Origin of the sequence: Streptomyces sp. NPDC059003 (assembly GCF_042740445.1) — a bacterium.
Lineage (GTDB): Bacteria > Actinomycetota > Actinomycetes > Streptomycetales > Streptomycetaceae > Streptomyces.
Genome location: NZ_JBHYJH010000071.1, coordinates 14,743 through 29,965, shown reverse-complemented (window position 1 = coordinate 29,965; position 15,223 = coordinate 14,743). Strand labels below are relative to the sequence as shown.

The 15,223-nt window shown below is 73.2% G+C and carries 9 protein-coding genes and 1 pseudogene; 6 read left to right on the top strand and 4 right to left on the bottom strand.

Annotated features, from left to right (window positions below; translation table 11 throughout):
* Window positions 1-38: 38 nt before the first annotated feature.
* The 5 genes from ACFWZ5_RS23985 (at window position 39) to ACFWZ5_RS23965 (ending at window position 10,988) form a co-directional block, all read left to right on the top strand.
* Window positions 39-3,530 (top strand): tubulin-like doman-containing protein, encoded by a 3,492-nt coding sequence (locus ACFWZ5_RS23985; RefSeq protein WP_384798827.1) that lies wholly within the window; start codon window positions 39-41, stop codon window positions 3,528-3,530.
* Window positions 3,531-3,532: 2 nt separating this feature from the next.
* A complete protein-coding gene (locus tag ACFWZ5_RS23980; RefSeq protein ID WP_384798824.1) occupies window positions 3,533-6,229 on the top strand; it encodes a hypothetical protein in 2,697 nt (898 codons plus the stop codon).
* Window positions 6,226-8,388 carry a hypothetical protein gene (locus tag ACFWZ5_RS23975; protein ID WP_384798821.1) on the top strand — a complete coding sequence of 721 codons (2,163 nt, stop codon included), beginning with the start codon at window positions 6,226-6,228 and terminating at the stop codon, window positions 8,386-8,388. The genes ACFWZ5_RS23980 and ACFWZ5_RS23975 overlap by 4 nt, the downstream gene beginning before the upstream one ends.
* Window positions 8,385-10,364, top strand: coding sequence for a hypothetical protein (locus ACFWZ5_RS23970; RefSeq protein WP_384798818.1), 1,980 nt, complete (start codon window positions 8,385-8,387; stop codon window positions 10,362-10,364). Before ACFWZ5_RS23975 ends, ACFWZ5_RS23970 begins: the two co-directional genes overlap by 4 nt.
* A gap of 189 nt (window positions 10,365-10,553) precedes the next feature.
* Window positions 10,554-10,988, top strand: a complete 435-nt coding sequence (locus tag ACFWZ5_RS23965; RefSeq protein WP_384798815.1) for a DUF6196 family protein — start codon at window positions 10,554-10,556, stop codon at window positions 10,986-10,988.
* Window positions 10,989-11,200: 212 nt separating this feature from the next.
* Here ACFWZ5_RS23965 and ACFWZ5_RS23960 read toward each other — a convergent pair whose 3' ends face one another.
* Together ACFWZ5_RS23960 and ACFWZ5_RS23955 are read right to left on the bottom strand one after the other, a co-directional pair.
* Window positions 11,201-12,490 (bottom strand): benzoate/H(+) symporter BenE family transporter, encoded by a 1,290-nt coding sequence (locus tag ACFWZ5_RS23960; RefSeq protein ID WP_384791374.1) that lies wholly within the window; start codon window positions 12,488-12,490, stop codon window positions 11,201-11,203.
* Entirely contained in the window at window positions 12,490-12,696 is a 207-nt protein-coding gene (locus tag ACFWZ5_RS23955) for a hypothetical protein (protein ID WP_384791377.1), read from the bottom strand. The genes ACFWZ5_RS23960 and ACFWZ5_RS23955 overlap by 1 nt, the downstream gene beginning before the upstream one ends.
* 74 nt (window positions 12,697-12,770) lie before the next feature.
* Here ACFWZ5_RS23955 and ACFWZ5_RS23950 point away from each other — a divergent pair.
* A pseudogene (locus ACFWZ5_RS23950) lies at window positions 12,771-13,187 on the top strand (hypothetical protein); the annotation flags it as partial.
* 77 nt (window positions 13,188-13,264) lie between these two features.
* Here the strand turns inward: ACFWZ5_RS23950 and ACFWZ5_RS23945 are convergent.
* Both ACFWZ5_RS23945 and ACFWZ5_RS23940 read right to left on the bottom strand, forming a co-directional pair.
* Window positions 13,265-14,050: a phosphotransferase gene (locus ACFWZ5_RS23945; RefSeq protein ID WP_384791380.1), complete on the bottom strand. Its 786-nt coding sequence runs from the start codon at window positions 14,048-14,050 to the stop codon at window positions 13,265-13,267.
* Window positions 14,047-15,162 carry a DUF5937 family protein gene (locus tag ACFWZ5_RS23940; RefSeq protein WP_384791384.1) on the bottom strand — a complete coding sequence of 372 codons (1,116 nt, stop codon included), beginning with the start codon at window positions 15,160-15,162 and terminating at the stop codon, window positions 14,047-14,049. Before ACFWZ5_RS23940 ends, ACFWZ5_RS23945 begins: the two co-directional genes overlap by 4 nt.
* Window positions 15,163-15,223 lie beyond the last annotated feature (61 nt).

Sequence of the window (15,223 nt, the reverse complement as noted above, 5' to 3'; positions counted from 1 at the left end):
ACCTGCGGCCGCGGCGGCCGTCTAGCGGGGAGGAAACCATGAAGATCTTCCAGCCGATGCTCTTCGTCGGCCTGGGCGGCACCGGGGGCCTGGTCGGCGCCGAGCTGGAACGCCGGCTGCGCACCGAGCTGTGCGGCCCCGACGGCACGGCGCTCAGCAGGCAGAGCGGACACGCCCCCTTCCAACTGCCCGACTGCCTGCAGTTCGTGTACGCGGACTACAGCGAGGGCGACCTGAGGCGGCTGCCGCAGTTCAACGTGGACTCGTCGCTGCGGGCCGCGTACGCCCGCACCTCACGGGCCACCCACAACCTGCTGCCGAACTTCGACAGTTCACCGGAAGTGACCAAGATGCTGCGCGCGAGCATGCGCGGCGAGGTGGCCGACTGGCTGCCGCCGATCACCGGCGAGCCGGAGGTCACCCCGCTCCGCAACGGCGCGGGACAGCTGCCCACCGTGGGGCGTGCCGCGCTGTTCGCCACGCTGCGCTACGGCCTCTCGCCGGTCCTCGAGCCACTGCTGCAGGCGATCGACGCGATCGCCAAGTCGGCGGGCGAACTGAGCGAGCTCGGCGGCGGGAAGGTCAACGGCTGCGACGTGTTCGTGTCGTTCTCGGTGGCCGGCGGCACCGGCGCCGGGATCTTCCTGGACTATCTGCACCTCATCAGCTACGCCTTCCAGCTGCGCAACTTCGACGGGGTGAAGATCTATCCGCTGGTGGTGATGCCGTCGTCGTTCTCCGCCGCCACCGGCGGCGGCTGGGAGGCGGAGCTCAACGCGGCCCGGGCGCTGGTCGACCTGTTCCGGCTGGTGGACCGGCAGAACGCGCCGAGGGAGGGCGCGGAGATCGGCGACCTCGACCACGACGCGGGCTTCGCCATCCGGTATCCGGGCACGACCCCGGTGCGGCTGCGGACCGGCATCCTGCCCACGGCGTTCCTGTTCACCAAGACCGCCGGCATCCGCGCGGACGACCTGCGCCGTTCCATCGTCTCCCTGGTGATGTCGCTGATCGGCACCGAGCTGGGCGACGGCCGCTCCCGGGGCCGGAAGATGGCGGCCGACGACGACTACCAGACCTTCGCCGCGAGCTTCATCAACCGAGGTGTGGCCCGCTCCGCCCCGTCGCCCACGGGGATCGGCCGCCAGGGCGTCTCCACCAGCCTGGTCGCCTCCATGACGGCGCCGATGGACCAGCTGGCGGACCTGGTGGCCGGGCGGCTGCTGCGGGAGGCCGTCACGGATCTCGTGGAGCGGCCGCGCACCGCGCTCAAGGACGGCGCGGTGCCGATGATCCGGCAGCTGTTCGCCGACTCCCACCTCGAAGAGCTGTGGGAGCGCAGGAAGCTGCCGGTGCTGGAGCCCGACCCGCTGCCCCGCGGCGGCAGGAACATCGAGCAGGCCCTTGGCGAGCGGATCGCCGACATGCAGCGGCTCCTGTCCGACCTGCGGGCCGAGGCCGACCGGTCGGCGACCACGATGGCCGACCGGTTCGCCCCGCGCCCCGCCATCGACAAGCTGCTGCAGAGCGTGGACCCCTTCCTCGCCGAACGCGTCGTCCGGGGCGTCCCGGACAGCGACGACCCGATCGCCAAGCGCGGCTTCCTCGGCATGCTGGACAACCGCGCCCGGGCCCCGCAGCGGCCGCCCGGCGTCACCGAGCAGCCGCCCAAGGTCCCCCGGATCAAAGGGCAGTTGGCCGGTCTGGCACCGGCCCGCTGGGGTGACCACGACGTCCAGGCGACCCTCCAGGAGCAGGACGCCTGGTACCAGTGGCGCTGCCGGTCGATCTGGCACGAGGCCTGGCGCGAGCAGTACCAGCACTGGCAGCCGCAGGCGGACGCGGCCGGGGACGACGTCGTACGCCTGGTGAACGCCTTCCGCCGGCACTGCGACCAGGAGCCCAAGACGTCCGCGCAGAAGGGCCACGAACTGTACGAGGACCGCGCCGGGATCTCGTACCTGCTGCCGCCGCAGCGCACCCTCAACCACTTCTACGAGGACGTGGTCACCCGCCTGATCCGCAGGGAGGGGCTGCGCGAGAGCGACTCCGTGGCCGCGCTGCTCCTGAAGCTGGTCGGCGGGGACACCTGGCGCCAGGTCTTCGCGCTCAGCCGCCGCGAACCGGAGGGCTCGGTGGCCCGGGTCAAGGGGCAGCTCGCGGCCCGGGTCACGCGGCTGTTCGCCGAGCGGGGCGCCCATCTGGAGGAGCGGCCGCTGCTGCCGGCGATGGGCACGCTGCTGGCCGCCGGGGCGGGTGACCTGGATGTCAAGGACCAGGTCAGCAAGGAGGCCCTCGACCTGTTCGGCCGCAAACTCGCCGGGCTGCTGCCCGTCGGCTTCACGCCGGAGGGCACCGGGCCGCTGCGGGTCCTCGTCACGTACCCGAGGGTGCAGGCCGTCGAGGAGGTGCAGGAGTACCTCGGCAAGACCCTGCGGCTGCCCACGGACGCGAAGAACTCCGTGGAGTACCGGGGCGTGGAGAGCGACTCGATCACCGTCGTCCTCTTCCGCAGCGAGATGAGCCTCACCCAGGTGCGCGAGGCCCGCACGGTGCTGCGCCAGTGGGCCCGCGCGAAGAAGCGCGAGGAGCCGCAGGACGTGCTGCGGTGGCGCCAGCGGCTCGGCTTCCGCGACAGCTGGATGGTGAGCAGCGAGGAGGACCGGCGCATCATTCTGCACCGGCTGCTGTGCTGCATGTGGAACGGCCAGGTGGACGTCCTCGACGGCGACCCGACGTCGCCGGCGCGGGTCCGTCTGAAGCTGTTCCCCGAGGACGGGGCGAACGTCCCCGGCGTCCGCCTGAAGCTGGACGACTTTCCCGGTGGCGTGTCGAGCTGGGCGGAGCTGCTGCGGTCGTACGAGCGCTGGACCGTCCTCGACGACGAGCGGACGGTCGAGGACTACTGCCGCGAACTGATGCGGGCACAGCCCCTCGGCCTCGACCGGACCGGCAGCGAACCCCACCCCCTCTTCGTCGAGCTGGTCGAGAAGGTCGCCCCGCGCCAGCTGGAGCTCCTCGCCGACCGCAGGGAGCGGGGCGGCGACCGGGTCGAGGGCTGGGTGCGGCCGCTGTGGGAGTTCTGGGCGGAGACCCTCCCGGGCGCGCTGGACGTCGAGTTCGGCGACCAGCGAGCCGTCCAGCCGACCCTGCGGACCCTGCTGGAACAGATCCGCGGCGGCATACCGGCCCGCCCGCGCGACGACCTCTCCGCACCGCGGCGCCGCCATGAGCCCGATGACGACGACTGGGGCACCACACCGGTCAACTCCTACGAGCGGCCGTACGGCAACGAACGCCGCGACGACCGTGACGACTACGGCCCCCATGACGACTCCGACGACTCCGACGACTCCGACGACTACGAAGAGCCCGGCCGCGACCGCCGGAACGGTCATCGGAGCGAGCGCGACGAGGAGTACGGGGGCGACGGCAGCCGGTTCTCCTCCGGGGACCGCGACGACCTGCCGCGGGCGCCCTGGGACGACGACCCCGACCCGCGCGGCCGCTGGGGCGGTGAGGACCAGTGAGCATGCCTCAGGACTTCGGAGCCGTCGTCCACCTGGACCTGCGTGCCGGGGCGGCGGCGCTGCACAGCCCGTCGGCCGTGCGGGCCAGGGTCGCCCAGGAGCTGGGCAGGGCCGGGCTGCCGGAACCCGACGACCCGCTGTTCCTCGTGGTCGACACCCCGGCCGGGCTCATCGACCACCAGCCGCAGTACGAACTGCTCGCCGGTTACCGCGCGGTGGGCGACGTCAGGCTCCTGGTGCTCCTCGTCGGCAGCGCGCCGGGCTCGTTCGCCGGTCCGGAAGGGGGGTTCAAGGCCGACCGGCGCCTCGTGCGCCCCGCGGTGCTGCGGGCCTCGGGCTCCGCGCTGCTGTGGGCCGGTGATCTGCGCTCCGCCCGCACCGCCCTGGAGCGGCCCGCACCCGACGACCCGGACGCCCTGGCGGTCCTGGTGGACGTGCTGTCGGTCCCGGACGTCTACCTCCGCGTGCTGCACCACATCGAGCTGCTGCCCGAGGCGGTGGCCGCGCCCGGCGTACGGCTCCTTGAGCAGGACCTGCCGCCGGAGGTGCGCGACCGGGCCTGGCGCGACGCGCTCACCCGGTTCGCCGGCGAGGACACCGCACTCGCGCCGGACGTGCTGCTCACCGCGTCGTCGGGGGCCGACCTGCCGGAGCCGCTGCGCGGCCTGGTGGCGGGCCGGGGCGGCCGGGACCTGGGACACCGGGAACCCGGCGGCGTCGCGGACGACGCCTACCGCGCGTGCGCGGACGCCCTCGACCACGCCGAGGAGGCGCTGGCCGGGCTGCGGACCCTGCCCGGACTGGTCAGGGCCGCACGCCGGGAGGCGTTCGAGGCGGACGTCGGGCAGTCGCGCCAGGCACTGGACGACTACCGGGAGCTCGTCGCCACGGCCCTGCGCGGCGGTGGCGGCAGCACCCGGTCCGCCGCCGAGTCGGCGGCCCGGCTCGCGGCGCTCGGGCTGCGGGTGCCGTCGGCCGAGGGCATGGGGGAGCGGATCGGGGAGGGACTGAGGGAGTTCGCGGGGAAACTCCTCGGCCAGGGGCTCGCCCTGCGGTCGGTGGCCCAGCGTTTCACCGGCCTGGCGGGGCGGGTGGAGCCGCTGCCGCCTTCGGCGCTGCTGCCGAAGCTCGCCGCGCACTCCCCGGAGGCCGTGGCCCGGCAGCCGGTCACGGCAGATGCCGCGGTGCCCGGCCTGCCCGTTGCCGGTCCGCTTGCGGCGGCCGGGGCGGGGCTGCTCGGCGCGCTCTGGTGGGGGACGCTCCTGGTCCTCGCGGTCGTCGTGCCGCTGCTGTTCGTCGGCATGGCCGTGCTGGGGTCGCTGCGGCTCCGGGGCGCGGGACGCTCCGGCCGGTGGGCCGTGGCCCCCAGGGTCGCGGCGTTCGGCGGTGCAGTGGTCGGGGCGGCGGTGGCGTACCTGGCCGAACCTCCCGTCTGGGTGGGCGCCATCGGTCTGCTGGTCGGGCTCGGCGTCGCGGTGGAGACGGTACGCCGGCTCTGGCGGGCGGCGGCCGCGGCCTGGGCGCCGGGCCGTGCCGCCGCGGTACTGCGCCTGGCCTTGTCCGGGCTCGACGGCCTGCTGGCCGAGGCGGTCCGGGAGCACTGGGCCGTCGAGGAGCGCCTGTACTGCGCCGACGCCGCCCGTTCCGTCGCGGGCATGCTGCGGGCGACGGCGGCCGCGGCGGAGGCCGAGGCGGTGCCCGAACCGGATCGGTCCGCGCCCGCCGGGGCGGCCGACGGCTTCGGTGCGCCCGGCGCCGGGACGTCGGCCGAGGACCCCTGGCTCGTCGACGACGCGGACCTGGAGCCGGACGACGGCCTCCTCGGGCCCGACGACGGGGACAGCGACTGGGCGAGCGTGTACGCCTGGGAGGACGGCCCGTCATGGGACGAACCCGCCGAGGAGTACGGGTCGCACGGGTCGCACGGGGAGCGCGGGGACCGGGACCGGGATCGGGAGCAGGACCGGGAGACGGCTGCCGCGGGTTCCCGGGAGCACCGCGCCAACGGCACCCCGCGCTGGCTGGAACGGGAGAACGGCGAGGGCGGCCCCGAGCTGGTCGCCACCCTGTCCGCCGACCTGACGGACGCCGCGCTGGAGGCGATGAAGCACTACTGGGGCGCCGTCGAACGCGGCCAGGCAGGTGCCCTCGCCGTCCGGCGCACCGAGGAACGCGTGCGCGAGCTCCTTTCGACGGCACGCCACCACCTCCAGCACAACGGAGTTCTTGCGCCGCCCCCGTTCGCCGCCCCGCGCCGCGTCCGCGCCACCTCCGCGAATCTGCTGGGCACCGACCCGCACGGAGCGGCCGAACTCGTCGGCGCGGAGGCCGACCGGCAGGCCGTGGTGCAGCTGTCATCGCCCGAGCAGGGCACCCTGCTCAATCGCGACCCGGAGGCCGCGGTGTGGCTCAGGTTCGCTCCCGTGGCGGTGCGCGACGAGCTCGAGAAGGCCTGGCTGTCGAGCGGTTCGGTGCACCCCGAGGACGTCCTGTGGACGTCGTCGGGACGGTACGCGGGCCTGGTGCGCCTCACCCCGCTGGGGATGGGCGTGGTGGAGACCATCCGCCCCCGGCGCGGCTCCGCACCGGACGGGACGTACGCGGAGGACGGGACGTACACCGACGACGGGCCGGACTCGTACGACGCCACGCACCCGTACGACGCCACGCACCCGTACGAACGAAGGGACCGCCGGTGACCAGCATCCCGTATCCCCAGCCGGAGGGGCCGGGCGGTCCGTCTCCGGACAAGCTCGCGTTCACCGTGCCCTCGGGGCGGCGGCGTGTCACCTCGGTCCGCGTCGGCCGGGAGTTCCGCCGCGACCGGCTGCTGCCCCAGCTGATCCGCAAGGCCGTGCTCGGCGACACGGGACAGAAGTGCGTGCAGGTACGCCTGAACGCCAAGGACGCGGCGAACCCCGCGGCGCGCGCCCTGCTGGACACCGAGGCGGGCACCGTCCTCCAACTGCACCAGGTGATCGGCGACAACAAGGAGTACGCGGCGCTCTTCCCGAGCGTCATCGGCTACGAGCTGGACACCACCGAGCCGTACCTGCTGTTCGAGCCGCCCCGGGGCACGCCCGTCGAGCAACTCCACGTGATCTCCGCGACCGACCAGGAGCACGTCACCCGGGATCTGCTCCTGGCCCTGTACCTGCTGGAGGGCCGGGGCATGGTGCCGCGGGGCGTCTCGCCCGCCACCGTGCGCTGGGACGGCGCCAAGGTCCAGCTCTGGGGCCTCGAATCGGTGACCCGGGCCGGACAGCCACGGAGCCCGTGGGGCCGGTCGCCCTTCTGCTCGCCCGAACAGCGCCGTGGCGAGGGGCTCGCCGACTCCCGGGACGCGGTGTGGAGCACGGCCCAGGTGCTCTACCAACTGGTGACCGGGCGGCCCGGACCCGCCGACCGGGCCCCCGTCGATCTCGGCGAACACCGCAAGCTCGATCGGACACTGCGGGACGCCTTCGCCCCGCGGGCGGTCGCCCGGCCGACGCCGGCACAGGTGCTCGACGTCGTGGCGCAGGACACCGTCCGGCGCGTCCGGCTCGTGGTGCCGGCCGACGAGGCACCCACGGACCAGGACGCCTTCGACAAGGCGCTGGGGCGCAAGCGGCGGCACGCGCCCTCCGCCCGGACCCCGCAGGAGCCCGGAGCGGAGCCCGGGCGCGGCAACGGCGCGGTGCTCTGCCCGTACTGCCTGGAGACCATCCAGCTCGACCTCACGAAGCTGTTCGTCACCGACAGCCGGATGCAGTACAAGCCGCTGGACCTCAAGGGCATCAACAACCCTGTGCGGCGCGGCGACATCATGCGCGGCGCCGTCCAGAAGTGCACGGCGGACCCGGACTTCCCCGAGCACTTCATCCCGGTGCCCTATCTGACCTACGGCCGCCCGCTGACCGTCGCGATGGTCGGCCAGTCGTCCACCGGCAAGAGCCATCTGCTGACCCAGATGATCGCCGCGATCACCGACGGCGGCCTGGAGCCGTTCGGCCTGAAGTGGCAGTCCGTCAATCCGGAGCAGCACGCGAGGTTCGTACGGGACCGGGTGCAGCTGCTGCGCAGCGGGAAGGTCCTCGACCACACCGCCGCGCTGGGCCTTGAGGACTTCGCCCGCTTCGTGGAGTCCCTCCTGATCACCGACGCCCGTGGGCAGGTGCGCCCGGTCGCCTTCTTCGACCTCGGCGGAGAGGACCTCGTACGGACCGACGCGGCACTGCGGTTCCTGCTCGGGGTCGACGCCCTGATCTTCGTCGTCGATCCGGCGCTCGCCCTCCCGCTGCCGCAGCTGGACCACGCCAGGGAACGCTGGGGCGTGGAGGTGAACCCGGACGGCGACCTCGCCTTCGGTACGGTCCTCGACCGGCTGCCGAAGAAGAGCGGCTATGTGGACGTGCCGGCCGCGGTGGTGCTCGGAAAGGCGGACCTCCTCCGGTTCCAGCCGCCCGTCGACCGGTGGCTGGGCCGGCCGCCGGCCACCGCGCTCGACCCCGGCCTTGTGCGCGAGGAGAGCAGGGACGTGTACGGGCTGCTGCGCAGGCACGCCGGTCCCGCGTGGCTGCGCCCCTTCGACGCGATCCGCCGGTGCACCCTGCACATCGCCTCCGCCACCGGCGGCCAGGAGGACCAGGGCCGCTATCCGACGGGGACGGGGCCCCGGCGGGTGCTCGAGCCGGTCCTCGCGCTGCTCGCCATGCACGGATTGATCCAAGTACCGGGCGGCACCGAGGCGTTGGCCGTGGGAGAGGCGCCCGCCATCGAGTGGATGCCACCGGAGAGGGCCGGAGCTCGCAGGGAGTCCAGGGGCTCCGGCGGGTCCGGGGAGTCCGGTGGAACCGAGGGAGGGGAACGTCAGTGAACGACTTCCAGGGCCGGGGCCCGGACCCCGGCGAATCGCCGGGCCTGTACGGACCGGGCGGTGACGCCGCCCGGCGCTTGGTGCACCAGGCCGTCTTCCGGTGGGACGGCAACCGCGGCCGCCAGGGCACGGGCATGAAGGCCGTCGCCCACTCCTGCAACCCCGGGCGCGCCGAGGAACTGGGCCGGGAACTCGGCCCGTTGCTGTGGACGTCCGGCGCGGCCGCCACCCGGCCGAGCGTGGTGCGGGCGCTGTCCCGCGACGGGGACGTCCTGCTCGTCCAGCGCTGGCCCACCACCGACCGGGGCGGCCGGCCCAGCACGGTGAGCCATGTCCTGATCGGCGACGGCGAGAGCCTGGACATCACGCGGTGCCTCGCCCTCGCGTACGGCGGCTGGCGCAAACAGCGGTGGGCCGAGCAGGCGTCCGGGCAGCAGAACAGGGTCGACTGCGCGAAGCTCGACGAGCTGGCCCAGCGCCGCCAGGCGGACATGCTGGAGCTGCTGCCCCGGGTCAAGCATGCGCTGACCCTCGTCGGCGCGGAGTTGCTGCGCGACCCGACGCAGCGCGTGTCGCTGCTCCTGGGGGAGGAGACGCCGGACTGGGGCCAGGTGCCGCTGGTCTACCTGGGCCTTGTCCTGCTGTTCGGCACCTGGTTGGACCAGCCCTGGACGTTCGTCACGTGTGATGCCGTGGACACGCATCACCTGCGGCTGATGTCCGTCCCGCGCTGGGAGCCGGTCTCGGGCGGCTCCGGCCCGTTGGCCCGGGTCCGGGGCCGTCGGCTGCAGGAGACCCGGTTCGAACACTGGGCGGCGTCCCGGCTCGTGGAACACCTCCTCGCGCATCCGCAGGCGCCTCCCGGCGTACCGCAGCTCGTCGACGAGCTCGCCGACGGCGCGTCCCTGGACTGGGAGCGGCGCCGCGCCCGGCTCCAGGAGATCCTCAAGCCGAAGCGCACCGTCGGCACGCGGGCCACCCCGTCGGCGGAGCGCCCGGCGGATCCGCGTTCGGAACGGGATCCGCGTCCGCAACGGGATCCGCGTCTGGAGCGGGAGCGGGATCAGCGGGAGCGGGATCAAGGGCTGGACCAGGGGCTGGACCAGGGATGGGATGAGGGGTGGGACCAGAGGCGGAGCCGGGACCCGGAGACCGATCGGGGCTGGGAGGAGGAGCGCGAGCATGCCGCGGCGCACCGAGCACTCGGCCCGACCGCCCCGACGACCTCCACCACACCGAACGGCCAGGACGCCCACGCCCTCCACCGGGAGCTGCGCGACCACCGGCGCGGGGACGGGGACGGCAGCCGGAGCGGCATCCTGAAGGCGGACCTGCGCACGCGGTCCGACGAACTGCTCCTGCACGAGCTGCGCTCCGGGGAACTGTCCCCGGACTCGCTGGATCTGGTGCTCGACGAACTGGGCAGGCCGGACCGCGTCCAGGCGCGTGACCTGGAGATGCAACACCAGCTGTGCGCCGAGGCGCTCGCCAACGGCCTGTACTTCACGCCGCAGGAGACGGGTCAGGAACACGCGTCGAGGAAGGCCTTGGTCGACCGGGCGGCCGACGTCTTCACCTGGGCCGTCGCCCCGCTGGCCCGGGACGATCGCTATCTGAGCGATATGCGGGAACTGGTGCACCGCATGAGCCGGGCCCCCCACCCGACCTGGGGCAACTGGCTCCGGCAGAGCATCCTCGAACCGGCGAACAGCCGGCCCCCCGACCTGCTGCCGCACCTGTGGTGCCAGATCGTGCGGGACGCGATGAGCCGGAACGACACACCGCCCCCCGCTCCGCCGCCACCCGGCCCCGCCCTGAAGCCGGCAGCGCCCCCGCAGTCGTCGGCCTTCACGCCGTATCCGCCGACCGTCACGGCCCGGCTCTCCGACCTGATCAACAAACCGAGCTGCTTGCTCGGAGGCCTCGCCGTCCTGGCCGCGGTGCTCGTGGTGCTCGTGGCGATGCTCGTCATGTGAGGGGACGGGCTGTGCCGGAAAGAGAGACGGGGCGGGCCGACGTGAAATAAACGGGACAGGTGAGGGCGTTGCGACGGCGGTTGCCCTGCTCCGGACGCCGTCGCCAGGCCGTCGGCTTCCGGACAGGGGAGGCAAGCTCGCGGTGAGCCCCGAGGGGGTCACGGCTTCACGGATCAAGGGGTCTCGCTGATGGTCAGTGTGAGTGTGGAGACGGCGGAACAGACGGAGCGGCGGCTGCGCCGTGTGATCGCCGAGGCCGACCTCGTCGTGCACGACGGCGTCTGGTGGTTCGAGGAGTCCCCGGCCGACCAGCCGCCCGAGCTCACCGGCGAGACGCTGGCGGTCGTTCGGGACCAGGAGAGCTGGAGCCGCCTGGTCCCGCTCACCCAGGAACGCGACGGCGTCGAACGCTTCGGGATCTTCTCCTTCCACTTCGACGGCCAGGCGGACAACAGCGGTTTCGTCGGCTGGCTGGCCACCCACCTCAAGGCGGAGCTGGGCACCGGCGTGTTCGTCGTCTGCGGCAGCAACCGTGCCCGTGGCGGCATCTACGACTACTGGGGCTGCCCCGTCGAGCTGCTGGACCGGGCCGTCGCGGCCGTCAAGGCGCTGCAGGCCGACTAGGGCCCTTCTGATGGATCTCCGCGGCGTCGCGGCGTCCGGCACGCACTCTCGGCGCACCGCGCGAAAGCCCAAGTAGCTCCGCTACGAGGACTTCCGCGCGGCACGCCGAGAGCACGCACCGGACGCCGCTCCTTCTTCCACGGAGATCCATCAGAAGGGCCCTAACCCGCACCGCAGGCGGCACGCCCGCCTCGCCCTGCCGCGAGAGAACGTCAGCTGCCGGAGCGCCGGACGCTGGGCCACCGCGTCAGGGTGAGGTGGGCCGCCACACCGAACACAAGACCCCAGAAGGCCGACCCGATGCCGAAGAGGGTGACCCCCGACGCGGTGGCCAGAAAGGTGATCAGGGCGGCTTCCCGGTCCTTCTCCTCCTTGACCGCCCCGCTCAGGCCACCGGCCAGCGCCCCGAACAGGGCGACACCGGCGATGGCGGCGACCAGTTCCTTCGGCAGCCCCGCGAAGAAGACCACGAGGGTGGTGCCGAAGGCTCCGATGAGGAGATAGAGCGCCCCGCACGCGACGCCCGCCACGTAGCGGCGCCGGGGGTCGCGGTGGGATTCGGGTCCGGTGCAGATCGCCGCGGTGATGGCCGCGAGGTTGATGGCGTGGGAGCCGAAGGGGGCGAGCGCGGTGGAGGCGAGGCCGGTCGAGCCGATCAGGAGCCGGTCCTTGGCCTCGTACCCGGAAGCGGTGAGCACCGCCATGCCCGGGGCGTTCTGCGAGGCCAGGGTCGCGAGGATCATGGGCACGGCGATGCCGATGAGCGAGTCGGGCGAGAACGCGGGGGCGGTCAGCACCGGGCGGGCCAGCTCGAGGCTGTCCAACTGGACGTCCAGGCGCGACGTGGCGAGGCCGGCGACCACACCGGAGGCGAGCGCGATGAGGACCGCGTAGCGGGGCAGCCACCGCTTGCCGAGCAGATAGGCCACCAGGACGGACCCGGCGATCCACGGCGCGCTCTTCAACGAGGTGAAGACGCCGGTGCCGAAGGAGAAGAGGATGCCCGCGAGCATGGCGGAGACCACGGCCGCGGGTATCTGCCGCATCAGCCATCCGAACACCCCGGTCAGCCCGACCAGGGTGATGACCACGCCGGTGACGATGAACGCCCCGATGGCCTCCTCGTACGAGTAGGCGCCCAGGCTGGTGACCAGCAGGGCGGCGCCGGGCGTCGACCAGGCGGTGATGACCGGCATCCTCGTACGCAGACTGAGCACGATGGAGGTCAGACCGCTGCCGATCGAGATGGCCCAGACCCAGGAGCCGGTCTGGTCCTTGTCGAGGTGCGCGGCCGAGGCGGCGGCGAGCACGATGACCAAGGGGCCCGAGTACGAGACCACGACGGCCACGAACCCGGCGAGGACCGCGGACAGCGACATGTCGCGCCACAGCCCGGGGCGGTGGCGGTCGGGCGGAGCGCCCGCCGGTGCCGTCTGCTCGGCAGCGGCTGCGCCGAGGCCGTCGGAGCCGCTTGGCGTACGGGTGTCGTCGGTCCCGGACATCACAGCACGCTCTTCGCGGCGCGCGCCGGTGCCTGCTCCTGCCCGGCCACGAGGGCGGCGGGAGTGCGGCACTCACGGGGCCGGGAGCGGTAGGTCTCGCGGTTGCTCATGATGTCCTCGTCGTTCAGGGCCGGCGGTGCGGTACGGAAGGCGATGGCGGCGTGCTGCGGCGCGAAGGTGCACCTGGCAGTGTCGCAGGACGCCACGTACGTCGGATCGAGACGCGGACGACCGGCTCCGGAGTTCCCGCTGAGCGGACGGGACCGCACCGCTGACGCTCGCAGCTGACACGAATCCGCTCCTGACCAGGATCAATCCCCGGCACGGCGCCAAGCTGGCCGCGCTCCCGTGCGAGCTGGTCTGGGCCACGACCTGGATGGACGACGCGAACGCCTGCATCGCTCCCTTGCTCGGTCTCCCGCACCTGCCCGTGGTGGTGTGGCCGGAGCCGTCCGACATCGATGACCAGGACGAGCGAGAGGGGCTGCACTGGAAGACCCGCGGCCTCGTCGCGTGGGCGGCGGGGCGGCCGTTCGTCTGGGTCGACGACGAGGTCACCGACGCCGACCGGAAGTGGGTCGACGCTCACCACCGTGGACAGGCACTGCTCCACCGGGTCGACCCCCGACTCGGTCTGACCGATGGCGACTACGCGGCTCTCGCGTCGTGGCTGCGACAGTTGCCCGGGGCGGTGTAGGGCCGAGTCCTTTTCAGGAGGAGGCCCGAGCCCTGCAAGCCGTTCCGGTGCCCCAGGGCCTGTCCGATGGGTCGGCACTAACCGTCGGCGGCCGTCCAGAAGGAGGCAGGGAGCGCCTCGACTTCGAGGGCGGCCTGGCGCAGGTCGGCTGCGACTGGCTCCAGTGCCGTGTAGACCGGGTCGCCGGTGGCGGCCATGCGGGCGATGACGTCGGCGTTGGTCCGGGCCCGGGTGGCGACCACCGTGGCGAACGCGGACCGGTCGCCGTCGTAGCCGTAGGCGTCGAGCAGCAGGTGCAGGCGCCGGGAGCGGTCGTCGAACGCGGTGAAACCCGTTCTCTCGACGAGTCGGCGGGCGTGCAACGGCACCCACGTCAACGCCATGAACGCCAGGTCGAACTCGCGCGACGAAGGTCCTGCCGTGTCCCAGTCGAAGAACCCGGCGAGATCGCCGTCACGCCATACCGCGTTCCACGGGGCGGCGTCGTGGTGCCCGATCACCAGGCCCGGCCGCCACGTCTGCCCGGCGAGCCAGCGCGCGTCCGGCGGCGGCACGAACGCCTCCGTCGCGTCGTGCAGCCGACGGGCCCAGCGGCCGACGCTCACCAACGCCGTGTCCGAGTACACCCACGCGGGCCACGGGAGGTCCTCGCCGGCGGTCTCGCCCACCAGATGGGTCAGGACCTCCCGGCCCTGCTCGTCCATCCCCACCACCCGGGGCGCGCCGCCGAACCCCACCGCCTCCAGATGGCGCAGCACCGCGTGCACGGCAGGAGTCCAGGGCTGCACGGGCCGGTGGACCGTGTCACCGATGCGTACCGCCCCCACGGTCCGGCCGCCCGGCAGTCGCTGCTCCGCGCTCACCGCAGGATCGATTCGAGGAAGTCGCTGCCGAGGCGTGCCACCACGGTGACGTCCAACTGGTACTGCACGTACCTTCCGTGCCGCTGCGTGGTGAGCATGCCCGCCTCGCGCAGGGCCTTCAGGTGGCGCGACACCTCGGGTGCGGCCATGCCGAAGCCCTTCGCCAATTCGCTCGTCGTGTACGGGGCGCGGGCCAGCGCCCAGCACAGGCGGATCCGGGCCGGGTGGGCGAGCGCCATCAGGCGCTTCTCCATCAGCTCCGACGTGCCGGGACCTGCTCTCAACTCCGGTGCGGAGACCGGGTAGGCGACGACGGGGCGCCATCCAGGCGCGTACAGCACGGCCAGGTGCGGCCAGCCGAACGCACTCGGCACGAACGTGACGCCGGGGTCGACGCCCGGCTGTGTGGCCTCCGTCCGCCCGTCGGCCAGCTTGTCGATCGTGATGCACCGGCGCCGCGCGTCCTCCGTGAGCGTCACGGTCGGCGACACCGCCGTGAGGGCGTCGGCGAGGCTCTTGCGGCGCAGCAGGTCCGTCTTCTCCCTCGCGTCCGCCGCGAGTTGAGGGCGGACGCGCTGCCAGGCCTCGGCGAAGAACGCCTCGTCGCAGTCCTCAAGGAGACGCCGGATCCAGCCGCGGACGGTGACCGGGTCCTTCAGCAGGTGCTGTGCGAACGCGAGCTGCCGGGGGCCGCGCGCGGACGCCCGCTCCAGGGCGGCGTCCCGGGCGGCAGCGTCCACCAGGGGGGAGCCCCCGCCACCACCGCGCAGCGTGCAGCCGGCGTCGTTGATCTCGAGTGCGGCCTCGACGTACGTCTCGTCGTCGAGCCTGTCCACCTCGTCCAGCTCCTCCGCCAGCGTGGCCGGAGGCATCGGGCGGCTCGGCATCAGGGTGTCGGAGCGCGTCGACCGCCACAGGAACTCCGCCTCCGACATCCGGGCCAGGAGATCCGGCTTCAGTCCCGCGGCCGTCGTCGTCGCCCAGCCGTGCAGGCCCGGGTGGTGGGCCGGCTCGGAGAGCGCGTGCAGCGCCGCGCCCAGCTCGGCCAGCGGGGAAGGCCCGAACACGATCCGTTCCTGCGGAAGCCCGGTGATGTCGATGGCGACGCTCATGGACCCCATGGTGCACGGGACCACCGAAAGGCCGCGCCCGATTAACGGCGTCGGTTAATCG